The organism is Janthinobacterium sp. JF4 (assembly GCF_059617925.1).
Window position 1 is genome coordinate 63,381 of the sequence record NZ_JCAQAV010000003.1, and the last position, 24,266, is coordinate 87,646.

At 62.0% G+C, this 24,266-nt stretch carries 25 protein-coding genes; 15 read left to right on the forward strand and 10 right to left on the reverse strand.

Annotated features, from left to right (window positions below; genetic code table 11):
- Positions 1 to 70: 70 nt before the first annotated feature.
- The 4 genes from AC54AF_RS03975 to AC54AF_RS03990 are packed head-to-tail and all read right to left on the reverse strand — an operon-like array spanning position 71 to position 4,683.
- A complete protein-coding gene (locus AC54AF_RS03975; protein WP_496635482.1) occupies positions 71 to 2,119 on the reverse strand; it encodes a sodium:solute symporter family protein in 2,049 nt (682 codons plus the stop codon).
- The gene (locus tag AC54AF_RS03980; protein WP_496635483.1) at positions 2,116 to 2,421 is read right to left on the reverse strand and encodes a DUF4212 domain-containing protein; all 306 of its coding nucleotides are present in this window, start codon (positions 2,419 to 2,421) and stop codon (positions 2,116 to 2,118) included. The genes AC54AF_RS03975 and AC54AF_RS03980 overlap by 4 nt, the downstream gene beginning before the upstream one ends.
- Positions 2,414 to 3,952 carry a sensor histidine kinase gene (locus AC54AF_RS03985; protein WP_496635484.1) on the reverse strand — a complete coding sequence of 513 codons (1,539 nt, stop codon included), beginning with the start codon at positions 3,950 to 3,952 and terminating at the stop codon, positions 2,414 to 2,416. The genes AC54AF_RS03980 and AC54AF_RS03985 overlap by 8 nt, the downstream gene beginning before the upstream one ends.
- On the reverse strand, positions 3,949 to 4,683 hold the full coding sequence (locus tag AC54AF_RS03990) for a response regulator (RefSeq protein ID WP_131685691.1): 735 nt from the start codon (positions 4,681 to 4,683) through the stop codon (positions 3,949 to 3,951). Before AC54AF_RS03990 ends, AC54AF_RS03985 begins: the two co-directional genes overlap by 4 nt.
- Positions 4,684 to 4,924: 241 nt before the next feature.
- Here AC54AF_RS03990 and recA point away from each other — a divergent pair, with 241 nt between their 5' ends.
- The 7 genes from recA (at position 4,925) to AC54AF_RS04025 (ending at position 12,011) form a co-directional block, all read left to right on the forward strand.
- Entirely contained in the window at positions 4,925 to 6,037 is a 1,113-nt protein-coding gene (recA, locus tag AC54AF_RS03995; RefSeq protein ID WP_496635485.1) for a recombinase RecA, read from the forward strand.
- Between the two features lie 217 nt (positions 6,038 to 6,254).
- Complete coding sequence (gene recX, locus AC54AF_RS04000; RefSeq protein ID WP_496635486.1) at positions 6,255 to 6,710, forward strand: recombination regulator RecX; 456 nt, start codon at positions 6,255 to 6,257, stop codon at positions 6,708 to 6,710.
- 95 nt (positions 6,711 to 6,805) lie between these two features.
- The gene (locus AC54AF_RS04005) at positions 6,806 to 8,386 is read left to right on the forward strand and encodes a methyltransferase regulatory domain-containing protein (protein ID WP_496635487.1); all 1,581 of its coding nucleotides are present in this window, start codon (positions 6,806 to 6,808) and stop codon (positions 8,384 to 8,386) included.
- Positions 8,387 to 8,634: 248 nt separating this feature from the next.
- Positions 8,635 to 9,195 (forward strand): DUF2889 domain-containing protein, encoded by a 561-nt coding sequence (locus AC54AF_RS04010; protein ID WP_131685688.1) that lies wholly within the window; start codon positions 8,635 to 8,637, stop codon positions 9,193 to 9,195.
- Between the two features lie 72 nt (positions 9,196 to 9,267).
- The gene (sucC, locus tag AC54AF_RS04015; protein WP_131685687.1) at positions 9,268 to 10,437 is read left to right on the forward strand and encodes an ADP-forming succinate--CoA ligase subunit beta; all 1,170 of its coding nucleotides are present in this window, start codon (positions 9,268 to 9,270) and stop codon (positions 10,435 to 10,437) included.
- A 13-nt stretch (positions 10,438 to 10,450) separates the two neighbouring features.
- Complete coding sequence (gene sucD / locus AC54AF_RS04020; RefSeq protein ID WP_034746085.1) at positions 10,451 to 11,332, forward strand: succinate--CoA ligase subunit alpha; 882 nt, start codon at positions 10,451 to 10,453, stop codon at positions 11,330 to 11,332.
- Positions 11,333 to 11,546: 214 nt separating this feature from the next.
- Positions 11,547 to 12,011, forward strand: a complete 465-nt coding sequence (locus tag AC54AF_RS04025; RefSeq protein WP_496635488.1) for a pilin — start codon at positions 11,547 to 11,549, stop codon at positions 12,009 to 12,011.
- 21 nt (positions 12,012 to 12,032) lie between these two features.
- Here the strand turns inward: AC54AF_RS04025 and AC54AF_RS04030 are convergent, their stop codons facing one another.
- Positions 12,033 to 12,755 (reverse strand): flagellar brake protein, encoded by a 723-nt coding sequence (locus tag AC54AF_RS04030; RefSeq protein WP_496635489.1) that lies wholly within the window; start codon positions 12,753 to 12,755, stop codon positions 12,033 to 12,035.
- A gap of 163 nt (positions 12,756 to 12,918) precedes the next feature.
- Here AC54AF_RS04030 and AC54AF_RS04035 point away from each other — a divergent pair, with 163 nt between their 5' ends.
- On the forward strand, positions 12,919 to 13,299 hold the full coding sequence (locus AC54AF_RS04035; RefSeq protein WP_496635490.1) for a DUF6713 family protein: 381 nt from the start codon (positions 12,919 to 12,921) through the stop codon (positions 13,297 to 13,299).
- Here the strand turns inward: AC54AF_RS04035 and moaC are convergent, their stop codons facing one another.
- Positions 13,300 to 13,806: a cyclic pyranopterin monophosphate synthase MoaC gene (moaC, locus tag AC54AF_RS04040; RefSeq protein WP_496635695.1), complete on the reverse strand. Its 507-nt coding sequence runs from the start codon at positions 13,804 to 13,806 to the stop codon at positions 13,300 to 13,302.
- Positions 13,807 to 14,003: 197 nt separating this feature from the next.
- Here moaC and AC54AF_RS04045 point away from each other — a divergent pair, with 197 nt between their 5' ends.
- On the forward strand, positions 14,004 to 15,593 hold the full coding sequence (locus tag AC54AF_RS04045; RefSeq protein ID WP_496635491.1) for a beta-barrel assembly-enhancing protease: 1,590 nt from the start codon (positions 14,004 to 14,006) through the stop codon (positions 15,591 to 15,593).
- Positions 15,594 to 15,596: 3 nt separating this feature from the next.
- On the opposite strand, the gene AC54AF_RS04050 is transcribed toward AC54AF_RS04045, so the two are convergent.
- The 4 genes from AC54AF_RS04050 to AC54AF_RS04065 all read right to left on the reverse strand — a co-directional run bounded on the left by AC54AF_RS04050 (position 15,597) and on the right by AC54AF_RS04065 (position 17,908).
- Positions 15,597 to 16,187 carry a DUF2946 family protein gene (locus AC54AF_RS04050; RefSeq protein WP_496635492.1) on the reverse strand — a complete coding sequence of 197 codons (591 nt, stop codon included), beginning with the start codon at positions 16,185 to 16,187 and terminating at the stop codon, positions 15,597 to 15,599.
- Positions 16,180 to 17,214, reverse strand: a complete 1,035-nt coding sequence (locus AC54AF_RS04055) for a YheT family hydrolase (protein ID WP_496635493.1) — start codon at positions 17,212 to 17,214, stop codon at positions 16,180 to 16,182. The genes AC54AF_RS04050 and AC54AF_RS04055 overlap by 8 nt, the downstream gene beginning before the upstream one ends.
- Positions 17,214 to 17,639 carry a YybH family protein gene (locus AC54AF_RS04060; protein ID WP_034780622.1) on the reverse strand — a complete coding sequence of 142 codons (426 nt, stop codon included), beginning with the start codon at positions 17,637 to 17,639 and terminating at the stop codon, positions 17,214 to 17,216. The genes AC54AF_RS04055 and AC54AF_RS04060 overlap by 1 nt, the downstream gene beginning before the upstream one ends.
- 74 nt (positions 17,640 to 17,713) lie before the next feature.
- The gene (locus tag AC54AF_RS04065) at positions 17,714 to 17,908 is read right to left on the reverse strand and encodes a zinc-finger domain-containing protein (protein ID WP_034780619.1); all 195 of its coding nucleotides are present in this window, start codon (positions 17,906 to 17,908) and stop codon (positions 17,714 to 17,716) included.
- A gap of 258 nt (positions 17,909 to 18,166) precedes the next feature.
- Between AC54AF_RS04065 and AC54AF_RS04070 the strand changes: the two genes are divergently transcribed.
- From AC54AF_RS04070 to AC54AF_RS04095, 6 genes are all read left to right on the forward strand, one after another.
- Positions 18,167 to 18,913 carry an AzlC family ABC transporter permease gene (locus AC54AF_RS04070; RefSeq protein ID WP_496635494.1) on the forward strand — a complete coding sequence of 249 codons (747 nt, stop codon included), beginning with the start codon at positions 18,167 to 18,169 and terminating at the stop codon, positions 18,911 to 18,913.
- Positions 18,906 to 19,256 (forward strand): AzlD domain-containing protein, encoded by a 351-nt coding sequence (locus AC54AF_RS04075; protein WP_131387096.1) that lies wholly within the window; start codon positions 18,906 to 18,908, stop codon positions 19,254 to 19,256. The genes AC54AF_RS04070 and AC54AF_RS04075 overlap by 8 nt, the downstream gene beginning before the upstream one ends.
- 77 nt (positions 19,257 to 19,333) lie before the next feature.
- Positions 19,334 to 20,545: a phosphoglycerate kinase gene (locus AC54AF_RS04080; protein ID WP_131685679.1), complete on the forward strand. Its 1,212-nt coding sequence runs from the start codon at positions 19,334 to 19,336 to the stop codon at positions 20,543 to 20,545.
- A gap of 113 nt (positions 20,546 to 20,658) precedes the next feature.
- On the forward strand, positions 20,659 to 22,107 hold the full coding sequence (gene pyk, locus AC54AF_RS04085; protein WP_496635495.1) for a pyruvate kinase: 1,449 nt from the start codon (positions 20,659 to 20,661) through the stop codon (positions 22,105 to 22,107).
- 82 nt (positions 22,108 to 22,189) lie between these two features.
- Positions 22,190 to 23,254 (forward strand): class II fructose-bisphosphate aldolase, encoded by a 1,065-nt coding sequence (gene fba, locus AC54AF_RS04090; protein WP_071075342.1) that lies wholly within the window; start codon positions 22,190 to 22,192, stop codon positions 23,252 to 23,254.
- Between the two features lie 117 nt (positions 23,255 to 23,371).
- On the forward strand, positions 23,372 to 24,265 hold the full coding sequence (locus AC54AF_RS04095) for a phosphoribosylaminoimidazolesuccinocarboxamide synthase (RefSeq protein WP_496635496.1): 894 nt from the start codon (positions 23,372 to 23,374) through the stop codon (positions 24,263 to 24,265).
- Position 24,266: the final 1 nt, after the last annotated feature.

The window sequence follows — 24,266 nt, forward strand, 5'->3', positions numbered from 1 at the left end:
CCGGGGCGCTGTCTTTTCCGATATTTCTGCCCTGGATTTTCTCCACGTCATCCCAGGCCTTGATGCGTTTTCATTCCGGCGCCCGGATATGTTCCACAAGCCCCGTGCTGCGGCGTCCCGGCGCCGGCGTCAGCCAGCTGACCAGCATGGCGGCGGCCAGGCCGGCCGGCACGCCGAAGATGCCGGCGGAAATGGGCGCGATATGAAACCATTGACCGCTGGCATTGCCGCCCAACATGGCGCTCGTGTGCAGCATGTAATACAGGCACACGCCAAAGCCCGTCAGCATGCCGGCCAGCGCGCCCTGGTAGTTGGCGCGTTGCCAGAACACGCCCAGCACCAGCGGCGGGAACAGGGTCGAGGCGGCCAGGGAAAACGCCACGCCCACCAGCGACAAGATGTCCGCCGGTTTTTGCGAGGCAGCATAGGCGGCGATGAAGGCCACGGCCAGCAGCAGCAGTTTTGAAATCGTCACGCGTTTTTGCGTCGAGGCGCTGGGATCGACCACCTTGTAATAGACGTCGTGCGACAGGGCGTTGGAGATGGCCAGCAGCAAGCCGTCGGCCGTCGACAGGGCGGCAGCCAGGCCGCCGGCCGCCACCAGGCCGGAAATCACGTAGGGCAAGCCGGCGATCTCGGGCGTGGCCAGCACCAGCACGTCGGCATCGATGGAAATTTCCGCCAGTTGCACGATGCCATCGCGGTTGACGTCGATGATGCTGATCAGGGGACTGAGCTTGTCCACATTGGCCCAGTACGACACCCAGGTGGGCAGGTTCGCGTATGGCGTGCCCACCAGCGCCGAGTAAATATCGTACTTGACCAGCACGGCCAGCGCAGGAATCGTGAGGTAGATCAACAAGATGAAGAACAGGGTCCAGAACACGGAGACGCGCGTCTCGTGCACGGACGGCGTGGTGTACGATCGCATGAGGATGTGCGGCAGGGCGGCCGTGCCCAGCATCATGCAAAACACGAGGGCCAGGAAATTATTGCGCTTGATGTCGGACTGCTCCCGGTCGGCGGCGGGAAACGGCTGCGCGTGCGGAATGATCGGCTCGGCGCGTTTCTGGTTGTGCGCCTGCGCCGTCTGCCACAGCACGCGTGCCTCGTCCGGGCTTTTCGGATAGGCGATCAGGTAGCGTTCCGCATTGCGGATATCGAACAGCGAGGCATTGCGCTGGCGCAAACTGTCGAGCTGGCGCTGGGCCGCCAGGCGGCCTTGTTCCCAGGAAGCGGGCAAGCCGTCGATGCGCGCCTGGTAGCTTTGCGCGCGCTGGCGGAAGATGGCGCGCACCTCGTTTTCTTTCGGGTCCGTTTCCAGCACGTGTTCGCGCGCGCTCAGTTGCGGCAGCACCTTGCCGTAGGCGATCTGCGGCACGGGATTGTCCGCATGCTTGACCGACAGCCACATGGCGGGAATCAGGAAGGCGACGAGGATGATGATGTACTGCGCCACCTGCGTCCAGGTGATGGCGCGCATGCCGCCCAGAAAGGAGCAGACGAGAATGCTGGCCAGGCCCAGGAAGATGCCGACGGAAAAATCCACGCCCGTGAAGCGCGAGGCGATCAGGCCGACGGCGTAGATCTGCGCCACCACATACGTAAACGACACGATGATGGTGGCGGCCACGGCCACTACGCGCACGCTGGCACCGCGCTTGTCGGTGCCGCTGCCATAGCGGGCGGCGAGGAAATCGGGAATCGTGTACTGGCTGAACTTGCGCAGGTAGGGGGCGATCAGGAGGGCCACCAGGCAATAGCCGCCCGTCCAGCCCATGATGAAGGCCAGGCCGTCGAAGCCGTTCAGGTACAGGCCGCCGGCCAGGCTGATGAAGCTGGCAGCCGAAATCCAGTCGGCGGCCGTCGCCATGCCGTTGAACATGGCCGGCACCCTGCGCCCCGCCACATAGTATTCGGTGACGTTCGAAGTGCGGCTGATGACACCGATGGTGGCGTACAGGGTGATGGTGACGAGCATGAACAGGTAGCCGATCCATGCGCGCGGCATGCCTTCCTGTTCCAGCACCGACAGGGCCAGCAGGAAGGCGGCGAAACCGGCCGTAAACAGCAAATAGTAGCGGCACAGGCGCGCAAAGAAGCTGCGCTGGCCGCTCATGCGTGCTCCTCGGCATGAAAAGCCCGGTCGAGGCGCTGCATGTGCCAGGCATAGAAGGCGATGATGGCCAGGTACACCAGCGAGGCGCCCTGGGCCGCCATATAAAAGGGCAGCGGCCAGCCGAACAGGTTCAGGTGCAACAGCTCGCGCGCATAAAACACGGTCAGAAAGCCCGTCAGCAGCCAGACCAGCAGCAGGATGGCCGTCAGGCGCCGCGTCTTGCGCCAGTGGATAGCGCGGCGCGCCTGCAGCTCGGGGCTGGGCGTGCGCGCCGGGGGAGCGGGGGGACTCGGCTTATCCATACGTGATCTCATCCTCTTCTGGCGCTTCCGGCAACAGCAGGGCGATGCTCAGGCGCAGCAGGGTGCCCGGCAGCTTCGGCGAGTGCGCGCGCGGATTGTTAAAAATATCGACTTCGGCGCCATGCTGCTGGGCAATTTCGCGCACGATGGCCAGGCCCAGGCCGCTACCGTCGACATTGCTGCCGAGAATGCGGTAAAAGCGTTCGAACACGTGCGCCCGCTCGGCCTGCGGTATGCCGGGCCCCGTATCTTCCACTTCCAGGATGGCCAGCTCCAGGGTGCTGCGCACGCGCACCGTGACGCTGCCCCCAAGCGGCGTGTAGCGCAGGGCATTGTCGATCAAATTGCTCAGCAGCTCGCGCAGCATCATGGCATTGCCAGAAATCATGATCGAATACGCTGGCTGTTCGAAGCCCAGGTCGATATGCTGGGCAAACGAGGCTTGCACCCAGTCCTGCACCACGCCGCGCGCCAGTTCGCTCAGCTCGATCGGCTCGAAGGCCGTACCCGCCTGTGGCTGGTTTTCCGCGCGCGCCAGGGCCAGCAATTGGTTGACCAGGCGCGTGGCCGCTTCCGAACTTTTCGCCAGCTGCAGCAGCGAGCGGTGGATTTCGTCGTGGTCGGTCTGGCGCAGGGCCAGCTCGGATTGCATGCGCATGCCGGCCAGCGGCGTTTTCATCTGGTGCGCGGCATCGGCGATGAAGCGTTTCTGCATGTCGATCGACAGCGATAGCCGCGCCAGCATGTCGTTGAGCGAACCGACCAGCGGCGTGATTTCCTCGGGCACCTGGCCCGATTCGATGGGCGAGAGATCGTCGGGCGGCCGGGCGCGTATGCGCTCCTGCAATTGCGCCAGCGGCGACAGGCCGCGCGCCAGGGCAAACCAGACCAGGGCCAGGATCACGGGCAGGATGATGAATTGCGGCAAAATCACGCCCTTGATGATTTCATTGGCCAACTGGGCGCGTTTTTCCAGCGTCTCGGCCACTTGCACCAGCGCGCGGTGCGGCTCATCGTCGTTGCTGGAAGGAATGTCGAGATAGCTGAACGCCACGCGCACGGGCGTGCCGTGGATGGTGTCGTTGCGAAACAGCACCATGCCGCTGCGGTATTTGTCGGGGTCTTGCGGCGGCGGCAAGTCGCGGTCGCCGTCGAGGTACTCGCCGCGCGGACCCATCACGAGGTAATACAGGGTGTCGATATCGTCGCCGCGCAGGAAGTCGCGGCCCTTGTTGTTACTGCTTTTTTCCGGCGCGCGGCGCAGCAGCGCGCCGTCGGCCTGCTTGACCTGCTGCGTCAGCACCGTCACGCTGTCTTCCAGCGCATGGTCGAAGGGCTGATTGGCGATGCCCTTGGCCACCAGATAGGTGATGGCGATGCTCATTGGCCACAGCAGCAGCAAGGGCGCCAGCATCCAGTCGAGGATTTCGCCAAACAGCGAATGCTCGATGGTGTCGTCCTGCTCCGTGGTGGGCGGCTCGAACCAGTCGTCGTCGTCCGCCTCGTCCGCTGGCGCTTCGCGCGCTTTCACTTGCTGGCGGGTCCGCTGGCCGGGCTTGCCGACTCGCCCGCTTCGGCGTTCAGGCGCGCCGCTTCCGAGTATTTTTCCAGGCAATAGCCGAGGCCGCGCACGGTGGCGATGCGCACGCCGCCCACCTCGATCTTCTTGCGCAAGCGGTGCACATACACTTCGATGGCGTTGTTCGACACTTCTTCGCCCCATTCGCACAGGTGGTCGACCAGCTGCTCTTTCGAGACGAGGCGGCCGGTGCGGCCCAGCAGGATTTCCAGCAAGCCCAGTTCGCGCGCCGACAGGTCGAGCATCTGGTCGTTGATGTAGGCGCTGCGCCCCACCTGGTCGTAGCTGAGGGGACCGTGCTTGATGATGGTGGCGCCGCCGCCGGCGCCGCGGCGCGTCAGGGCGCGCACTCTTGCCTCCAGTTCCGACAGGGCGAACGGCTTGGCCATATAATCATCGGCACCGAGGTCGAGGCCATTCACGCGTTGTTCGATGGAATCGGCGGCCGTCAGGATCAGCACGGGCAGCAGCGAGGCGCGCGCGCGCAGGCGGCGCAGCACTTCCAGGCCGGACATCTTGGGCAGGCCCAGGTCGAGGATCAGCAGGTCGAATTCCTGGGTGGACAGGGCCGTATCGGCCTCCTGGCCCGTCCTGACGTAGTCGATCGCATAACCGGACTGGCGCAGCGAACGGGTCAGGCCATCGGCCAGCACGCTGTCATCTTCGGCAAGTAAAATACGCATGATGCACTTCCTATGCTTGCGGCGGTAGAAGCTTGTATTGTGTTTCATTTTCCGCAAGGTGGATAGTTTTTGTGAAAAACCAGGCTTGTATTGATCTGTTTCAAAACAAATCCACGTTCCGCTTGCATTGATCACTGTTTTTTTATACAGTACTGTCTGTGTAAAGAATTTAACCCACTGGCGCTATCGCAGGCTGCCGGATTCAAATGGATTCGCAACTGTAGAACGGCTGAAAGAACATATGGACGATAAAAAAGCTGTAGTACCCGCATCGGAAAAAGCCAAGGCGCTCGCCGCTGCACTGGCGCAGATCGAGAAGCAGTTTGGCAAAGGTTCGGTCATGCGCATGGATGCCAGCGCGGTGATCGAAGAAGTGCAAGTCGTGTCGACCGGTTCGCTCGGCCTCGATATCGCGCTGGGTGTGGGCGGCTTGCCGCGCGGCCGCGTGGTGGAGATCTACGGTCCGGAATCGTCGGGTAAAACCACCCTGACCCTGCAAACCATCGCCGAAATGCAAAAACTGGGCGGCACCTGCGCCTTTATCGATGCCGAGCACGCGCTGGACGTCGGTTACGCGCAAAAGCTGGGCGTGAATCTGCACGAATTGCTGATCTCGCAACCGGATACGGGCGAGCAAGCGCTGGAAATCTGCGACGCCCTCGTGCGTTCGGGCAGCGTTGACCTCGTCGTCATCGACTCCGTGGCCGCACTGACGCCACGCGCCGAGATCGAAGGCGACATGGGCGACTCGCTGCCAGGCCTGCAAGCGCGCCTGATGTCGCAAGCCCTGCGCAAGCTGACCGGTTCCATCAACCGCACGAATACCCTGGTCATCTTCATCAACCAGATCCGCATGAAGATCGGCGTGATGTTCGGCAGCCCGGAAACGACCACCGGCGGCAATGCGCTGAAATTCTACGCCTCCGTGCGCCTGGATATCCGCCGTACCGGCTCGATCAAGTCCGGCGACGAAGTGATCGGCAATGAAACCAAGGTCAAGGTCGTCAAGAACAAGATCGCGCCACCGTTCAAGGAAGCGCACTTCGACATCCTGTACGGTGCCGGCACCTCGCGCGAAGGCGAAATCCTGGACCTGGGCTCGGACGCCAAGATCGTGGAAAAATCCGGTTCGTGGTACAGCTACAACGGCGAACGCATCGGTCAGGGCAAGGACAACGCCCGCGCCTTCCTGCAAGAGCGTCCGGCGCTGGCCCGGGAAATCGAAAACAAGGTCCGCGCTTCGCTGGGCGTGCGCGAACTGCCGCCGCTGGCAGCTGAAAAGCCGGAAAAAGCGGATAAAGCCGCCGACAAGGCTGCCAAGGCGGAAGCCAAGGCAGAGAGTAGGTCGGATTAGCGCGGCAAAGCCGCGCGTAATCCGACAACACCACAGACGTCAACAATGTTGTCGGATCAGACGCCAACAATGTTGTCGGATTACGGCCCAAGGGGCCTAATCCGACCTACGCATGGCTTGCCGCAAGGTAGGATCCTGATCGCCGTCCCGCGCTAATGCGCCGGGCGGCGATTGTGTTTGGATGGCTTGATCGTGGAATGAAAGACAAGGTGGGTGTATGGCCGCAGTACAACTAAGCCTGAAGGGCAGGGCGCTACGCTTTCTGTCGATGCGCGAACACAGCCGCATGGAATTGCGGCGCAAGCTGCAGCGCCATGCGCAAGAGGGCGATGACGTGGAAGCCTTGCTCGACAGCCTGGAGCAAGCCAACTGGCTGTCGCAGGAGCGCTTTTCCGAGTCGCTGATCCACCGCCGCTCGGCCCGCTTCGGCAACAGCCGCATCATGGCGGAATTGCAAAGCCATGGCATAGGCGGCGAAGCGCTGCAGGAACTCAAGGCGGGGTTGGCCGAAGGGGAAGTTGCACGCGCCTGCGAAGTGTGGCGCCGCAAGTTCGGTGCCGTGGCGGTTGACGCCGAGCAGCGCAACAAGCAGATGCGTTTTTTGATGCAGCGCGGTTTTTCACAGCGCGCGGTGCAGGTGGCGCTGAAAGGCCTGGAGCCGGAGGACGAGTAATAATTGTTAACCTGCATGCAAGGATCAGTTATTCTGCCCACAAACGGTGGCACATGGTGCACATCGGCACTTCGGACATAGGATACGGACACTTGATGAGCAACTGGCATGCCGGCTACACGGCTGAAACCGCATACACCTACGGCTATTACACGGAATTGAACCCCTTGCGCACGCAGTTGCTGCTGCTGAGCTGGGGTATTCAGCCGCCCAAAGTCAGCACCGCATGCGAACTCGGGTTTGGCCAGGGCATGAGCGTCAATATCCATGCCGCAGCGTCGGGCGTAAGCTGGCATGGCACCGATTTCAATCCGGCCCAGACGGCTTTTGCGCAGGAACTGGCCGAGGTCTCGGGCAATGGCGCGATGCTGGCGGAACAATCGTTCCAGGACTTTTGCACCCGCACCGACCTGCCTGACTTCGATTTCATCGCCCTGCACGGCATCTGGAGCTGGATCTCGCCGGAAAACCAGGCGTGTATCGCCGATTTCCTGGCCCGCAAGCTCAAGCCGGGTGGCGTGCTGTATATCAGCTACAACACGCAGGCGGGCTGGGCGGCAATGGCGCCGATCCGCGACCTGATGCAGCAACACAGCCGCGTGCTGAGCGCGCCGGGGCAGGATTCCCTCACGCGCGTGGGCAGCGCATTGTCCTTCGTCAACCGCATGATGGAGACCAAGCCGCGCTACCTGCTGGCCAACCCCACCATTGCGCTAAGGTTGCAGCAACTCGGCGAGCACGATCCGAATTACCTGTCGCATGAATACTTCAATCATTACTGGCAGCCGGTATCGTTTTCGGCCATCAAGCCCGTGCTCGCTGCCGCCAAGCTCGAGTTTGCCGGTTCGGCCGCCTACTCCGACCATGTTCATTCTCTCAATCTGTCACCCGAACACCTGGCTTTCCTGGCGCAGATCCCCGATGCCACTTTCCGCGAGAACACCGCCGATTTCCTCGTCAATCGCCAGTTCCGCCAGGATTACTGGGTCAAGGGCCGCCGCAAGCTGAGCGCCCATGAACAGGCCGGCGCACTGCGTGCCGTGCGCATCCTGCTGGTGGCGCCGGTCGACCAGATCGCCATGAAGGTGACGGGTGCCTTGGGCGAGGCCGACATGGACCAGGCCGTTTATGGCCCGCTGCTGGAACTGCTCGGTGATTACCGGCCCCACACGATAGGCGAACTGCAACAGCGTTTGCCTGCCAGCGTGGCGGAACTGGGCAACTTGCTGCAAATGCTGCTGGTGCTGGCGCACAAGGCCTGCATTTCGCCGGTGCAGGATGACGCCGCGATCGCGCTGGCGCGGCCGGCCTCAGCCAGGCTGAACCGGCACCTGCTGGAAAAATCCCTGGGCCGTGCTGACCTGGCGGCACTGGCCAGTCCCGTGACGGGCGGTGGTGTCGGTGTGTTGCATTTGCAACAGTTGTTCCTGCTGGCCAGACTGGAAGGACACCAGACGGCGGAGGCATGGGCGGCATTTGCATGGGCGACATTGCGCCACTTGCAGCAGGCCATGGTGCGCGACGGCATAGTGCTGTCGGACGATGACGAGAATCTGGCGGAAATCACCGCCCATGCGCACAGCTTTCGCGTGGGCGTGCTGCCGATATTGCTGGCACTGGGCGTGGCCGAAGAGGCCGTGCCGGACTGCCCGTCCGGGGCGCCATGCGAAGCATGATTTTTATGATATCGACCATTCACAAATCGAATGACTTTGCGGAAATCACTGCATTGTATTTATAATTTGAAATGTTTTTAACGATACAATGAAAAATTATGTTGCGGCGCAACCTGCGCGCAATGTGCTACACTTTTAGGGTTTTTGCGGCGCCGCAGGTGCGGTTGCTGTTCGTAGAAGCTGCGAACAGAGTGCTTTAGGCACATGGCTGCTTACTAAATTATGGCCGCGCAAGCGGCATCGGTCTTATGCCCCTGTCAACTCCCGTATCCCGGCGCGCCCTACGGCACTCCCGCGTTATCGACGTCCAAGCGTATGTGCGCGACGACGGCCTGTGGGATATTGACGCCCGTATCACCGATATCAAAAGCTATGACGCGATGCTGGCCTCCGGCCCCCGTCCCGCCGGCACTCCCCTGCACGACCTCCATTTACGCATTACCGTCGATCGCGAACTGACCATCGTCGAGGCCGAAGCTGCCTCCGATGCCGTGCCTTATCCCGGTTTTTGCGATACCATCGGCCCCGCTTACAGGGCGCTGATCGGTTTGAATTTATTGAAGAATTTCCGCCGCGACTTGAAACAGCGCCTGGCGGGAATCGCCGGCTGTACCCATTTGACCGAATTGGCGCAAGTCTTGCCGACTGCGACGGTTCAGGCATTTGCCGGCGATGTCTGGTCGACCCGTGACGGTGCGAATGCTGACTTGTCGCATGAAAAGCCGTTTCAACTCGACAGATGCCACGCCCTGCGCACCGATGGCGGGGCGGTTGCACAGTATTACCCGCGCTGGGTAGCCAAGGCGTGACCCCGGCGCTTTCCTGTTTTTTTTGCACCACTAACCGTATTTTTACACATCAGTATCAGAAGGGAAGCCAGCATGAAAATCCATGAGTATCAAGCCAAAGAAATCCTCCGGCAGCACGGAGTGACGGTACCACGCGGTATTCCGTGCATGTCCGTCGAAGAAGCCGTCAAGGCTGCGGAAACCCTGGGCGGCCCGGTGTGGGTCGTCAAGGCGCAGATCCACGCAGGTGGCCGCGGCAAGGGCGGCGGCGTGAAAGTGGCAAAATCGATGGAACAGGTCAAGGAATACGCTGACCAGATCATGGGCATGCAGCTGATCACGCATCAGACCAGCGCCGAAGGCCAAAAAGTCAACCGCCTGCTGGTGGAAGAAGGCGCCGACATCAAACAAGAACTGTACGTTTCGCTGGTCACCGACCGCGTCACCCAGAAAATCGTCCTGATGGCGTCGTCCGAAGGCGGCATGGACATCGAAGAAGTGGCCGAGAGCCACCCGGAGAAGATTCACCACGTCACCATCGATCCAGGCGTTGGCCTGACCGATGCCCAGGCAGACGACATCGCTGCCAAAATCGGCGTGCCTGCCGGCTCCATCGCTGACGCCCGCGTCAACCTGCAAGGCCTGTACAAAGCGTACTGGGAAACCGATTGCTCGCTGGCCGAAATCAACCCGCTGATCGTTACCGGCAGCGGCAAGGTCATCGCCCTGGACGCCAAGTTCAACTTTGACCCGAACGCGCTGTTCCGTCATCCGGAAATCGTCGCCCTGCGCGACCTGGACGAAGAAGATCCAGCTGAAATCGAAGCGTCGAAATTCGACCTGGCCTATATTTCGCTCGACGGCAACATCGGTTGCCTGGTGAACGGCGCCGGCCTGGCCATGGCCACCATGGACACCATCAAGCTGTTCGGCGGCGAGCCAGCCAACTTCCTGGACGTCGGCGGCGGCGCCACGGCAGAAAAAGTGACCGAAGCGTTCAAGATCATGCTGAAAAACCCAGGCCTGAAAGCCATCCTGGTGAACATTTTCGGCGGCATCATGCGTTGCGACGTGATCGCTGAAGGCGTTATCGCCGCAGTGAAAGCCGTCTCGCTGAACGTGCCACTGGTCGTGCGCATGAAGGGCACCAACGAAGACCTGGGCAAGAAGATGCTGGCCGATTCCGGTCTGCCTATCATCGCAGCCGACACCATGGAAGATGCAGCCAAGAGCGTCGTTGCCGCTGCTGCCGGTCAAGCTTAATTAAGGAATCAACATGTCCATTCTGATCAATAAAGATACCAAAGTCGTTACCCAAGGGATCACCGGCAAGACCGGCCAGTTCCACACCCGCGGTTGCCGCGACTACGCGAACGGCAAAGCTGCCTTCGTAGCAGGCGTGAACCCGAAGAAAGCCGGCGAAGACTTCGAAGGCATTCCTATTTTCGCTAACGTCACCGAAGCGAAAAAAGAAACCGGCGCCAACGTTTCCGTGATCTACGTACCGCCAGCAGGCGCGGCAGCGGCGATCTGGGAAGCTGTCGAAGCTGAAATGGATCTGGCCATTTGCATCACCGAAGGCATTCCAGTGCGTGACATGATGGCTCTGAAAGACCGCATGGCTAAAGCCAACAGCAAAACCTTGCTGCTGGGCCCTAACTGCCCAGGCCTGATCACGCCAGACGAAATCAAGATCGGCATCATGCCAGGCCACATCCACAAGAAGGGCCGTATCGGCGTGGTGTCGCGTTCGGGTACCCTGACTTATGAAGCAGTGGGGCAATTGACCGCACTGGGCCTGGGCCAATCGTCGGCAGTCGGCATCGGCGGCGACCCGATCAACGGTCTGAAGCACATCGACATCATGAAGATGTTCAATGATGATCCAGATACCGACGCCGTCATCATGATCGGCGAAATCGGTGGTCCGGACGAAGCCAACGCGGCTTATTGGATCAAAGACAACATGAAAAAACCGGTCGTTGGCTTCATCGCTGGCGTGACCGCTCCTCCAGGCAAGCGCATGGGCCACGCCGGCGCGCTGATCTCTGGCGGTGCCGATACGGCTCAAGCCAAGCTGGAAATCATGGAAGCTTGCGGCATCACCGTGACCAAAAACCCGTCGGAAATGGCGCGTCTGCTGAAAGCCATGCTGTAATTTCAGCCTGGTCACCGCAGTACAAAAAAGGAGCTTCGGCTCCTTTTTCTTTGTCCGTAAGACAGGCCGCTGCCCGGCCTGGGCCGACGCAACTGGTCCGAACCTGCCCAAAAGTGTCGCTTTTCTTTCCACGTGTGCCGCCGCTGCCCGGGCGCGCCGCTGGCATGGTGCTTGCACCATTCCCTGCGTGAGCAATGCACCATGGGAGGATACGATGCGCGCGCAAAGCGGATTTACCCTGATAGAACTGATGATCGTGGTGGCCATCGCCGGCATCCTGGCGGCCGTGGCCATTCCCCAATATGGCGACTATACGATGCGGGCCAAGGTCAGCAACGTACTGGCCGCCGCCGCGCCGTTGAAAACGGCCGTGGCCCTGTGCGTGCAGGAAAATGGCGGAGCGGCCACCGCCTGCAGCACGCCCACCGAGAGCGTACCAAGTTCCATTCCCGTGTTCAGTGCCACGCGCGAAGTGGCGAGCGCCACCGTGGACAAGGGGAATATCGTGCTAACCCTCGCTGCTGACCTGGGCACGGGGATCGGTGGACAAAGCGTGACGATGACCATGAAGCCGGGCACCAGCAGCCTGAGCTGGTTTAACAGCACCAGCGTGACGAATCCGGCGGCGAAGGAAGCGATTACCAAAAACAACATTCCCGACGTGACCCCGACTCTGTAAGCGGCGCTGGCCAGCCGGGTATCAGACGATTTTTTGCCGGTCCGCGATCAGCGCTTCATAGGTGAGGTTTTGCAGCAGGGTGTAGTGGGTCGGTTCCAGGTCGATGAATTGCACGCCATACGTATAGATTTCCGCCACTTCGGCGGCATGGCCATTCGACGGCTTGCCCACGCTGACGTTCTGGATGCGCGCGCGCGTATTGACGCGCATCTGATGCTTGTTCGGCTGCACCAGCAGGGTAAAGCTGAGCGCCACGCCTTCGTCGTCCGGCGTGAGCATGCTGGGCGCCTCGATCAGCGCACCCGAGACGCTGAGGTTGACGATGAACACGGGCACGGCCGCCACGTCGCGGTAGCTCAGTTGCGCCGGAATGTCCACCTTCACGCGCATGGCCGTGCGCAGGCTGGTGCCCTGGATGGCATCGGGAAAGCTCAGATGCACATAATTGAGCGGGCGGCCAAAGATGCGCAGCACGCTGCACGCAAACGAACACACGGTGACGCCGGAAAACACGCGGATGGTCAGCTTGTCGCCCTCGTTGAGCACGATGGACGCGCCGTTTTCCATGGGAATCTTGACGATCAGGTACTCATCTTTCACGTAGCCGATCACGGTCGAGAAATGCTGGATGGGTTTGATGGTGCGATGCGTGATGAACTGGATGCGTCCTCCCACCTGCAGATGCATGGCCTCGAATTCGAAGTCCTGGAGCTTGTTTTCCGCGGCGGGCTTGTTGCTAGTCATGCGATGCTCATCTGGATATGGTCGACTCGCAGTATGCATGATTTCTTGATGAAAAAGCATTTATGTCAATGAAATTCATCTTGGTACAGAAAAATGCCAGGTGCACGTGCCGGTGCGCGGTGCAGGCTTTACAATTGCATCACTAAAGACAAATGTAAATCTTATGCCACGCAGCTACTTCTGGACCATGTTGTTTCTGATCTTGCATCAAATCGACGCTGCCTACTGGAAAGAGTGGGAAATGTTTCATGTGCCGGGCGGCGTGCAGGGTTTTCTGGTGTTTAACCTGGCGGCGATTGCCCTGGTGCTGGCCGGTTACCGGCACGTGCTGCTGGCAACCCCGCAGGCGCCCGTGTATGCGGGTGTGTGCGCCGCGCTCGGCGTGGGAACGTGTCTGATCCACGCCGGCTTTGCGCTGGCGGGGCTGGAGCAGTTTCACCTGCCCCTGTCGATGGCCATCATCGTGCTGTGCCTGGCCAGTGCCATCTGGCTGCTGTGCGACTTGCGCCGCGTCAAGGTCCATCTTGCGCGCCAGGCAGCATGATTACAGCTCGGCGTGCCAATCGCCCGACTTGCCGCCATGCTTTTCCAGCACGCGCACGTTCGTCATGACCATGCCCCGGTCGACGGCCTTGCACATGTCATAAATTGTCAGCAAGCCGATCTGCACGGAAGTGAGCGCTTCCATTTCCACGCCCGTCTTGCCCGTCGTGTCGACTTGGGCGCGGCAGTGCACGCTGTTGGCCGCCGCATCGACTTCAAAATCGACGGTGACGCGCGTGAGGGCCAGCGGGTGGCACAGGGGAATCAGGTCGCTGGTGCGCTTGGCGCCCATGATGGCGGCGATGCGGGCGATGCCCAGCACGTCGCCCTTCTTGGCGTTGCCGGAGATAATCAATGCCAGGGTGGCGGGCTGCATGCGGATGGTGCCGGCGGCCACGGCGCTGCGGCGCGTGTCTTCCTTGCAGCCCACGTCCACCATATGGGCCTGGCCCGTGGCGTCGAAATGGGTCAGTTCCCCGGCGGGGGCTTGCTTGTCTGCTGTTGTCATGGCGTAAAAATAGGTGAGGAAATCGGGGCGCGGCACACCGGGCCACGCCGTCATGCCACTGGCATGGCGCATGCTTGTTGCGTGGGAATGGGCGCCGCTAACAAGGTATGATAGCACCCGTGAATGCAAAAACTCCCCTTCCGATCGTCCTTGAAAACGCCGGTGCGGCATGGCGGCGCGGCGCCCGGCGCGCATCGGTGCTGACTGCCCTCTGCTTCGCTGCGCCCTGTGCGCTGGCGCAAACGTATACGTCCGCGCCAGCGGCGCCGGCCGCCAGCACGGCGGCCAGGCCGCCCAGCAGCTGGACACCGCTGGCCGTGCCGCCGGCGCCGAACCTGCCGAACCTGGGCGACACGTCGCGCGAAGACCTGTCGCCGGCGATGGAGCGCAAGATCGGCGAGGAAATCATGCGCGGCATCCGCGGCGACCGCGACTACCTCGACGACGCGCCCTTGCTGGAATACCTGAATACTTTCGGCAACGCCCTCGTGGCGGCGCGCCCCAGCGTGCGCGGCGAAACGAATTACGACTATTTCTTCTTTGCCGTGCGCGATCCCCAGTTGAACGCGTTTGCCTTGCCGGGCGGCTTCATCGGCGTGCACTCGGCCCTGGTGCTGGCGGCGCAAACGGAAGCGGAACTGGCTTCCGTGCTGTCGCACGAGATCGGCCACGTGGCGCAGCGCCATATCGCGCGCATGCTGGGCCAGCAGCGCCAGGATGCCCTGATGCCGCTGGCGGCCATGCTGCTGGCGGCGCTCGCGTCGCGCGCGGGCGGCGACGTGGCCATGGGCGTGTTCGCCGCCGGCCAGGGCCTGGCCATCCAGCGCCAGCTCAATTTCGGCCGCGACGCCGAACGCGAGGCCGACCGCATCGGTTTCCAGATCATGGGCGAGGCCGGTTTCGACACCACCGGCATGGTGGCCTTCTTCGGCCGCATGCAGGCGGCCAGCCGTTCGTACAGCGACCTGATGCCCGCCTACCTGCAGACCCACCCCTTGACCACCGAACGCATCGCCGACATCCAGGCGCGCATCCGCGAGCAGCCCTACAAGCAGCGTGCGGACAGCCTGAGTTTCCACCTGGCCCGGGCGCGGGCCCGCGTGCTGCAGGATGACAGCGTGCAAGGTTTGTTGAACGCCAAGGCCGTCTTCAAGACGCAGCTGGAACAGCAAAGCCGTTTCCAGGTGGTGGCCGCCCACTACGGCTTGTCTTTCGTTGCCGTCAAGCAGGGCAAGCCGCTTGATGCGCAAAAGGAACTCGATGCGGCCAATGCGGCCCTGCACCAGCCGGCCGGGCCGAATGTGTTGACTTCGGGCGGCACGCAGGGTCCCAATTCCCTGCTGGCGGCGATGGGGCTGGAAGTGCTGTTGATGCCGGCGCAGAAGAAGGAAGTGGCGCAACAAGCCCTGAAGGCGGCGGACGCTGCGCGCCAGCAGTTTCCCCTCTCGCGCGGCATTGCCCACCAGTATGCGGAAGCGCTGATGGCTGCCGGCAAGCTGGAGCAATCGACCCTGTATTTGCGCGAGCAGGTGCAGCTCTACAAGGAAGAGCCGGAACTGTACGATTTATTGGCGAAAGCCTATGCGGACCAGGGCAAGATGACCTTGCAGCACATGGCGCTGGCCGAATCCTACGTGCTGCAGGGCGCCACCATGGCCGCGCTGGACCAGCTGACGATCGCCCGCAAATCGACGGATGCGACCTTTTATGACCAGGCCGTGATCGATGCGCGCGAGCGGGAATTGCAGGAAAAGCGCCGCGAACAGATCAAGGACCAGAAGGGGTAGTCCCTAATCGGCTTGCGGCGCGCGCTGGAAGCCGAAGGTTGGCGGCACGGCATCGTAGCGCAGCGGCTGCACGGCAATTTCCTTGCCGTCATGCAATAACATCAAGTTGCCCTGCCCATTCTCCAGCCAGGCCAGCAAGTCGTCGTCGCTGGCCACCTGCCCATCGACGTGCAGCGCGTCCAGCACTTGTGAAATGTCGCGGTCATCGACCTGCGCCACGACGTCGCCCTGGCGCAAGATCAGCATGCCGTTGTCGCACCAATACACTTGCTCGATCTGTTCCAGCGGCGCGCCCGTCTGCAAGACAAAACCGTGCTGCGGATCGCTGCGGGCGATGTACGGCGTCGCTTCCAGGTTCACATACACACGCTGCGGGCCGTTCTGGAAAAACCAGCAACCGCGTTCGTCCTGGCTGTAATTGCGGTTGATAAATCCCAACAGCGCTGCATGGGCGATCTTGTCGCCGGGCAGTTGTTGCTGCTGCGCATGCTGGTCGCGCATGCGCCAGTGGCCGCGCGCGTCCAGACTCAGCCAGCCGTAGCAGTGGGGCACGTTCGGCCATTTGGCCAGGGCCTGCTTGACGAGTTCATCCATGAGCGTTTTCCGTGTGAGTGTGCGCAGCGTCAGCGTGACAGGTTTGCGGCGCCGATGGCGCCGTGTTGCCGCCTTCAAAAAAATGGATCAGGCGCTGCGGCAGCCAGCGCGTGCTTCCCGGCAGCTTGCCTGCGGCAAAGCCGACGTGGCCGCCGTGGCGCGGATACTCGAGCGTGACCTTGGGTGCGGCGCTGCGCGGCAGGAAGCGCCCGGGCAGGAAGGGGTCGTTCTGCGCATTCAGCACCAGGGTCGGCACGGTGATGTCGTGCAAGACGTGCCTGGCGCTGGCGCGGTGCCAGTAATCGTCGGCGTCGCGGTAGCCGTGCAGGGGCGCCGTGACGACATTGTCGAAGGCGTGCAAGTCGCGCGCGGCCAGCATGGCGTCGCGCGCGAACAGGCCGGGAAACTGTTCCAGCTTGGCCAGGCATTTCGGTTTCAAGGTGTTCAGGAACATGCGCGTGTAGAGCCGGTTGGCGCCGGACGACAGGGCCTTGCCCCCTTGCGCCAGGTCCAGCGGGGCTGACACGGCCGCGGCCGCATCGATGAAATCTGCCTGGTGCTGCGACTGGCCCAGCCAGCACAGCAGGGCGTTGCCGCCCAGCGACACGCCGGCCGCGTAAAACTTGCCCGTGGCGCGCGGGCGCAGGCGCTGCACGATCCAGTCCACTTCCTGCGCATCGCCCGAATGGTAGAAGCGCGGCGCCAGGTTCGCCTCGCCCGAGCAGCCGCGAAAATGCGGCACGGCGCCCGACCAGCCGCGCGCCGCCACCTCGGCCATCAGGGCGCGCGCGTAATGGCTGTTCGATGAGCCTTCCAGGCCGTGGAACAGCACCACGAAGGGCTGGCCCGGCTGGCCGTCGACCAAGTCGACATCGACGAAGTCGCCATCGGGCGCTTGCCAGCGTTCACGGCGGAAGGCCACGGCAGGCTTGGCGAGGCACACGGCCGGATAAATCGTCTGCGCGTGGCCGCCAGGCAGCCAGAGCGGGGCGGTATAGGGGGCGTTGTAGATGGGAGGCAAGGACATCAGTGCAGGATCTGCGCTCCGGTGGCGTCGGCCGGCGCGCCGCCCGGGGCGATGGACGCGTGGTGCAAGACGATGCGCCAGCCGCGCGGGGTTTTCACGTACACGTTCGTGGCCAGCAGGTGCGCCGGGCCGCCTTCTTCCTGCGTGACGCCTTCGATCACCGTGTGCACTGAACTCATCAGATTGTGCGTTTCATGCAGCTGCGCCGGCACGATGTGCAGGCCGCCGCCCGCCAGAATGGTTTCCCACGAGGCGCGGATGGCGGCATGGCCGATCAGGCGCGCGCCGCCCGGGTGGATGCAGACGATCTCTTCATCGTCGGCCCATAGCGCCATCAGCGCTTCGAGGTCGGCGCGGTGCAAGGCATCGTAGAACGCCGCTTCGACTTCCGCGGCGCTGCCATTGAGTTCTTTCAGACGTTTCATGACGACTCCGGCTTGATCGGTACAGCTAGCTGTGTAAATGAAAACGGCGCGCTGGGGGCGCGCCGCTGGGCAGTTTAATGATGGCCGGCGCTGGCGCCTTCCTTCAGGGTGTACGCCGTGCCGCAGTAAGGGCACTTGGCGATGCCGTCCTTGTTGAATTCCAGGAACACACGCGGATGCGACGACCACAGCGGCATGGCCGGGTTAGGGCAGTGGGCTGGCAGGTCTTTACTGTCGAGTTCGACCGCTGGCTGGGTGGTTTTTGTCATCTTGTCATGCTCCGTGAGGCTGTATGGAAGGAAGTCGGCTGCTGCCAAAAGCACGATTTTAACGGATTCAGGCAGACAGCAAAAATCATGGCTAAAATGTCGGCTCGATCATCTTCGGCTGCGGCGCGGGTTTTTGCGGAAATATGGCAGCTGCAGCGCCACACTGACTGGATTTGCCTTGCCGGTATTACCGTTGCCGCCCTTGTCGTCATGCACCATTGTTGTGCAGTTACCACACTCAGCCTGCCGGGGTCTCGCATGAACACCCGCGTGAACGCCGTCCCGGCCGCCAGCGACGATGCCGTGCTGAAAGACGCCTGGCGCGCCGGCCTGAACCTGGGCGGGCCCACCCTGCTGGGCATTGCCGCCTGGGGCATGGTGGTGGGCGTGGCCATGGTGAAAAGCGGCCTGACTGTAGCGCAGGCGGGGGCCATGACCTTGTTTGTCTTTGCCGGCTCGGCCCAGCTCGCGTCCTTGCCCCTGCTGGCCGCGCACGCGCCCGTGTGGGTGATCTTCGCCACGGCCCTCGTCGTCAATTTGCGCTTTGTCATCTTTTCCGTGCTGCTGGCGCCCCATTTTTCCCATCTGCCATGGCGCCAGCGCTTTGCGCTCGGCTATGTGGCGGGCGACATCACGGTGGGCCTGTTCCTGCAGCGTTACCCGCATGAAACGCCGGACCCGGCCAAGCTGCCTTTCCTGAAAGGCTTGATTTACCCCAACTGGCTGGCTTGGCAAATCGGTTCCTTCATCGGCATCGTACTGGGCGCCGTCGTGCCGGCCGAATGGGGGCTTGGTTTTGCGGGCACCCTGGCGATCCTGTGCGTGACGGTGCCGCTGATCCTCAGCCGCGCGGCCCTGTGCGGCGTGCTGGTGGCGGGCACGGTGGCCGTGCTGGCCTTCAGCCTGCCGTATAAGCTGGGCTTGCTGGTGGCCGTCGTGGTGGGCATGGTCAGCGCCATGGCCGTGGAAGAGTTGACAGAGAAATGGACAAAACGCCATGATTGACGGCATAGACTGGGGCAGGGCCGACGTGTGGATCGCCATCGCCGTGCTGGTGGTGGCAACGGCCGCCACGCGCAGCACCTTCTGGCTGGTCGGCCATCACATCACCATTCCGCGCCGCGTGGGCGAGATGCTGCGCTATGCGCCGGCCTGCGCGCTGGCGGCCATCATCGCGCCCGACATGTTGATGGAGGGGCAGCAAGTGCACTTCGAATTGTCGAATTTGAAACTCTTGTCGGGGATTGCCGCCACGCTCTTTTTTGTGATCCGCCGCAATATGTTGCAAACCATCGTGTTCGGCATGCTGGTTTTCACGGGCTTGCGACTGTTGCATGTTTTTCAGTAAAGCAGGACAAATCGGGGATTTGCTCTGGTCATTGCGGTAAAATAGCGCACTTCCTTCCACTCGTCATCTGGATCGCCATGTCAGCTGTTCTCAACTTCATCCGTTTGCAAGATTTGATCGCCCAAAATGCATTGCAAGGCAAGCGCGTGTTTATCCGCGCCGACCTGAATGTCCCGCAAGATGACAGTGGCAAGATCACCGAAGATACGCGCATCCGCGCCTCGGTGCCGGCCATCCGCGCCGCGCTCGACGCTGGTGCGGCCGTGATGGTGACGTCGCACCTGGGCCGTCCGACGGAAGGCGAGTTCAAGCCGGCCGACAGCCTGGCGCCCGTGGCCGCCCGCCTGTCCGAGCTGCTGGGCCAGGAAGTTGCACTGAAACAAAACTGGGTCGATGGCGCCGGCCTGGAAAACCTGGCTGCCGGCCAGGTGGTCTTGCTGGAAAACGTGCGCGTCAACAAGGGCGAAAAGAAAAACAGCGATGAACTGGCGCAAAAAATGGCCAAGCTGTGCGACATCTACGTCAATGACGCGTTCGGCACGGCCCACCGCGCCGAGGCGTCCACGCACGGCATCGCCAAGTTCGCCCCCGTCGCCTGCGCCGGCCCGCTGCTGGCCGCCGAACTTGATGCACTGGGCAAAGCTTTGCACGCCCCGGCCCGCCCACTGCTGGCCATCGTTGCTGGTTCGAAAGTATCGAGCAAGCTGACCATCTTGAAAGCCCTGTCCGACAAGGTCGATAATCTGATCGTCGGCGGCGGCATCGCCAATACCTTCATGAAGGCCGTCGGCTTGAACGTGGGCAAGTCGCTGGTCGAAGCGGAACTCGTCGAGGAAGCGAAAGCCATCATCGAGATCATGGCCAAGCGCGGCGCGCAAGTGCCGATTCCCGTCGACGTCGTGTGCGCCAAGGAATTCTCGCCAACGGCTGTGGCTACCGTCAAGGACGTGGCCGACGTGGCGGACGACGACATGATCCTCGATATCGGCCCGAAAACGGCGGCCCTGCTGGCGCAGCAAATCGCTGCCGCCGGCACCATCGTGTGGAACGGCCCCGTGGGCGTGTTCGAGTTCGACCAGTTCGGCAACGGCACCAAGACCCTGGCGCTGGCCATTGCCGAGTCGAAAGCGTTTTCCATCGCTGGCGGTGGCGACACCCTGGCGGCGATTGCCAAATACGACATTACCGATAAAATCAGCTATATCTCGACGGGCGGCGGCGCTTTCCTGGAATTCCTGGAAGGCAAGACTCTCCCAGCAGTGGAAATCCTCATGCAACGCGCCGCTTAAGGCGCTGCAGTCAGCAGTTCAGTACCAAGCGCAGCCTGATCGCTGCGCTTTTACCTTGCCGGGCGGTTCAGCCGCCAGGTCTTGCTCACCTTCGCTCGCGCACAAGGACTCCTATGCCACGCGGTACAAAAATCGTAGCAACAATCGGCCCCGCTTCCACCGACTTCGATATCCTGGTGAAGATGATACGCGCGGGTGTCGACGTGGTGCGCTTGAATTTTTCCCACGGCAAGGCGCAGGACCATATCGACCGCGCGGCGCTGGTACGCCTGGCGGCGGCCGAGTGCGGCCGCGAAGTGGCCATCATGGCCGACATGCAGGGGCCGAAGATTCGCGTCGGCAAGTTTGAAAACACGCGCATCGAGCTGGAAGCGGGCGCGCGCTTCATCCTCGACGCCAAGTGGGGAGAAAACGGCGAACTGGGCAACCAGGAAAGAGTCGGCCTCGACTACAAGGCCCTGCCGCGCGACCTGCACAAGGGCGATGTGCTGCTGCTGAACGACGGCCTCATTGTGCTGATCGTCGAGCGCATCCACGGCAGCGAAATCCACACCACCGTCAAGATTGGCGGCGAGTTGTCGAACAACAAGGGCATCAACCGCCAGGGCGGCGGCCTGTCCGCGCCGGCCCTGACGGCCAAGGATATGGAAGATATCAAGACGGCCATGAGTTTCCAGGCCGACTATCTGGCCATTTCCTTCCCGAAATGCGCGACCGACATGGAAATGGCGCGCCAGCTGGCCAATATCGCGGGCGAAGCGTACCACCACAAGCCGATGATGATCGCCAAGATCGAACGGGCGGAAGCCATTCCTGCCCTGCAGGAAATTCTCGATGCGTCTGACGGCATCATGGTGGCCCGTGGCGACCTGGCAGTCGAGGTGGGCAATGCGGCCGTGCCGGCCTTGCAAAAGCGCATGATCAAGATGGCGCGCGCGTCGAACAAGCTGGCCATCACGGCCACGCAGATGATGGAATCGATGATCGTCAACGCCGTGCCGACCCGCGCCGAAGTGTCCGACGTGGCCAATGCCGTGCTCGATGGCACGGACGCCGTCATGACGTCGGCCGAGACGGCCTCGGGCAAGTACCCGATCGAGACGGTGGAAATGATGGCCGCCATCTGCGTCGAAGCGGAGCAGTCCGAATACAACAAGCTCGATGCCGATTTCCTCAACGTCACATTCACCCGCATCGACCAGTCGATCGCGTATGGCGCCCTGTTTACGGCCCACCATTTGCGCGTGAAAGCCATCGTGGCGCTGACGGAATCCGGTTCCACCGCCTTGTGGATGAGCCGCCACAGTATCGACACGCCGATCTACGCGCTCACGCCCAGTGTGACGACTTTGCGCAAAGCCGCGCTGTACCGCAATGTTCGGGCGTATCATCTGATGCAGAACGCCCCCAGCGCGCAAGTGCTGAAGCAGGCGGAAGAGCTGCTGGTGGCGCAGGGCATCGTCAAAAAGGGCGACATGATCGTCGTCACCTGGGGCGAGCCGATGGGGCAGGTGGGTGGAACGAATGCCTTGAAAATTGTGAAGGTAGGCGAATTCGACTAAGACCCAAGAATTCAGGCGCCGGCGCGGTTACTGACCACCGCGAAGCGCCGCAACGGTTTCTATTGTTATCTGGAGTATTACCATGTCTCTCGTATCCATGCGTCAACTGCTGGACCATGCCGCCGAAAACGGTTATGGCATTCCTGCTTTCAACGTCAATAACCTGGAGCAAGTGCAAGCCATCATGGCCGCCGCCGATGCCTTGAACTCGCCGGTGATCATGCAAGCGTCTGCTGGCGCGCGCAAGTATGCCGGTGAAGCCTTCCTGCGCCACCTGATCGACGCCGCCGTCGAAGCGTATCCGCACATCCCCGTCGTCATGCACCAGGATCACGGCCAGTCGCCAGCCGTCTGCATGGCCGCCATCCGTTCGGGCTTTACGTCCGTGATGATGGACGGTTCGCTGGAAGCGGACGGCAAGTCGGTTGCATCGTACGAATACAACGTGGAAGTGTCGCGTGAAGTGGTGAAATTCTCGCACGCCATCGGCGTGACGGTGGAAGCGGAACTGGGCGTGCTCGGTTCGCTGGAAACCATGAAGGGCGACAAGGAAGACGGCCACGGCGCCGACGGCACCATGACGCGCGAACAACTGCTGACGGACGTGGCGCAAGCGGCCGACTTCGTGCAGCGCACCCAGTGCGACGCCCTGGCGATCGCCATCGGCACCTCGCACGGCGCCTACAAATTCACGCGCAAGCCAACGGGCGACATCCTGGCCATCGACCGCATCAAGGAAATCCACGCGCGCATCCCGAACACCCACCTGGTGATGCACGGTTCTTCGTCGGTACCGCAGGAATTGCTGGCCATCATCCGCGAATTCGGCGGCGACATGAAGGAAACCTACGGCGTGCCCGTCGAGGAAATCCAGGAAGGCATCCGTCACGGCGTGCGCAAGATCAACATCGACACCGACATCCGCCTGGCGATGACGGCCGCGATCCGCAAATACCTGTTCGAGAATCCGTCGAAATTCGACCCGCGCGACTACCTGAAGCCGGCCCGTCTTGCTGCAGAGCAAATCGTGCGCGCCCGCATGCAGGCATTCGGCTGCGAAGGCCAGGCCTCGAAAATCAAGGTCATCACGATGGAAAAAATGGCCGAGCGCTACAAGGCCGGCGAGCTGTCGCAAATTGTGAAGTAAAATTCTGTCTGGAACGGGCAGCAGGCATGCGCATACAGCGTATCCTTGTGCCCGATTTTCTCGACCGGCGGGCATCCCCTGCCTGCCGGTTTCGTATCATCCAACTATTCCCCCGCTATGAACAGCCTCTATCAGACTTCCATCCACTCCCTGCCATTGCTGGGCCACGGCAAGGTCCGCGACAACTACGCCGTTGGCGACGACAAGATTTTGATCGTCACCACGGACCGCCTGTCGGCCTTCGATGTCGTCATGAACGAGCCTATCCCCGGCAAGGGCAAGGTGCTCAACCAGATGAGCGACTTCTGGTTCGAGAAACTGGGCCACATCGTGCCGAACCACCTGACCGGCGTGGCGCCGGAATCCGTGGTGGCGCCCGATGAAGTGGAGCAAGTCAAGGGCCGCGCCGTCGTGGCCAAGCGCTTGAAACCCATCATGGTCGAGGCAGTCGTGCGTGGCTACATCATCGGTTCGGGCTGGAAAGATTACCAGGACACGGGCAGCATCTGCGGCATCGCGCTGCCGGCCGGCCTGCAACAGGCGGAAAAACTGCCGGAGCCGATCTTCACCCCGGCAGCCAAGGCCGAACTGGGCGAGCATGATGAAAACATCAGCTTTGCGGAAATGGAAGAGCGCATCGGTGCCGACCTGGCCGCCAAGATGCGCGACGTCGCCATTCAACTCTACAAGACGGCCGCCGAATACGCGGCCACGCGCGGCATCATCATCGCCGACACCAAGTTCGAATTCGGCCTGGACGACAATGGCGTCATGCATTTGATGGATGAAGTGCTGACGGCCGACTCGTCGCGCTTCTGGCCTGCCGATTCCTACCAGCCCGGCATTTCGCCACCGTCGTTCGACAAGCAATTCGTGCGCGACTACCTGGAAACACTGACCTGGGGCAAGACCGCACCGGCGCCAGCGCTGCCGGCCGACGTCATCGAAAAAACCCAGGCCAAGTATTTCGAAGCCATCGAACGCCTGACGGGCGAGAAGCTGAAGGCTTGAG

Excerpts from the sequence above, each read along its gene's own strand:
- AC54AF_RS03975 (WP_496635482.1), bottom strand. The coding sequence starts at position 2,119 with ATGAGCGGCCAGCGCAGCTTCTTTGCGCGCCTGTGCCGCTACTATTTG.
- AC54AF_RS03980 (WP_496635483.1), bottom strand. The coding sequence starts at position 2,421 with ATGGATAAGCCGAGTCCCCCCGCTCCCCCGGCGCGCACGCCCAGCCCC.
- AC54AF_RS03990 (WP_131685691.1), bottom strand. The coding sequence starts at position 4,683 with ATGCGTATTTTACTTGCCGAAGATGACAGCGTGCTGGCCGATGGCCTG.
- recA (WP_496635485.1), top strand. The coding sequence starts at position 4,925 with ATGGACGATAAAAAAGCTGTAGTACCCGCATCGGAAAAAGCCAAGGCG.
- recX (WP_496635486.1), top strand. The coding sequence starts at position 6,255 with ATGGCCGCAGTACAACTAAGCCTGAAGGGCAGGGCGCTACGCTTTCTG.
- AC54AF_RS04005 (WP_496635487.1), top strand. The coding sequence starts at position 6,806 with ATGAGCAACTGGCATGCCGGCTACACGGCTGAAACCGCATACACCTAC.
- AC54AF_RS04010 (WP_131685688.1), top strand. The coding sequence starts at position 8,635 with ATGCCCCTGTCAACTCCCGTATCCCGGCGCGCCCTACGGCACTCCCGC.
- sucC (WP_131685687.1), top strand. The coding sequence starts at position 9,268 with ATGAAAATCCATGAGTATCAAGCCAAAGAAATCCTCCGGCAGCACGGA.
- sucD (WP_034746085.1), top strand. The coding sequence starts at position 10,451 with ATGTCCATTCTGATCAATAAAGATACCAAAGTCGTTACCCAAGGGATC.
- AC54AF_RS04025 (WP_496635488.1), top strand. The coding sequence starts at position 11,547 with ATGCGCGCGCAAAGCGGATTTACCCTGATAGAACTGATGATCGTGGTG.
- AC54AF_RS04030 (WP_496635489.1), bottom strand. The coding sequence starts at position 12,755 with ATGACTAGCAACAAGCCCGCCGCGGAAAACAAGCTCCAGGACTTCGAA.
- AC54AF_RS04035 (WP_496635490.1), top strand. The coding sequence starts at position 12,919 with ATGCCACGCAGCTACTTCTGGACCATGTTGTTTCTGATCTTGCATCAA.
- moaC (WP_496635695.1), bottom strand. The coding sequence starts at position 13,806 with ATGACAACAGCAGACAAGCAAGCCCCCGCCGGGGAACTGACCCATTTC.
- AC54AF_RS04050 (WP_496635492.1), bottom strand. The coding sequence starts at position 16,187 with ATGGATGAACTCGTCAAGCAGGCCCTGGCCAAATGGCCGAACGTGCCC.
- AC54AF_RS04055 (WP_496635493.1), bottom strand. The coding sequence starts at position 17,214 with ATGTCCTTGCCTCCCATCTACAACGCCCCCTATACCGCCCCGCTCTGG.
- AC54AF_RS04060 (WP_034780622.1), bottom strand. The coding sequence starts at position 17,639 with ATGAAACGTCTGAAAGAACTCAATGGCAGCGCCGCGGAAGTCGAAGCG.
- AC54AF_RS04065 (WP_034780619.1), bottom strand. The coding sequence starts at position 17,908 with ATGACAAAAACCACCCAGCCAGCGGTCGAACTCGACAGTAAAGACCTG.
- AC54AF_RS04070 (WP_496635494.1), top strand. The coding sequence starts at position 18,167 with ATGAACACCCGCGTGAACGCCGTCCCGGCCGCCAGCGACGATGCCGTG.
- AC54AF_RS04075 (WP_131387096.1), top strand. The coding sequence starts at position 18,906 with ATGATTGACGGCATAGACTGGGGCAGGGCCGACGTGTGGATCGCCATC.
- AC54AF_RS04080 (WP_131685679.1), top strand. The coding sequence starts at position 19,334 with ATGTCAGCTGTTCTCAACTTCATCCGTTTGCAAGATTTGATCGCCCAA.
- pyk (WP_496635495.1), top strand. The coding sequence starts at position 20,659 with ATGCCACGCGGTACAAAAATCGTAGCAACAATCGGCCCCGCTTCCACC.
- fba (WP_071075342.1), top strand. The coding sequence starts at position 22,190 with ATGTCTCTCGTATCCATGCGTCAACTGCTGGACCATGCCGCCGAAAAC.
- AC54AF_RS04095 (WP_496635496.1), top strand. The coding sequence starts at position 23,372 with ATGAACAGCCTCTATCAGACTTCCATCCACTCCCTGCCATTGCTGGGC.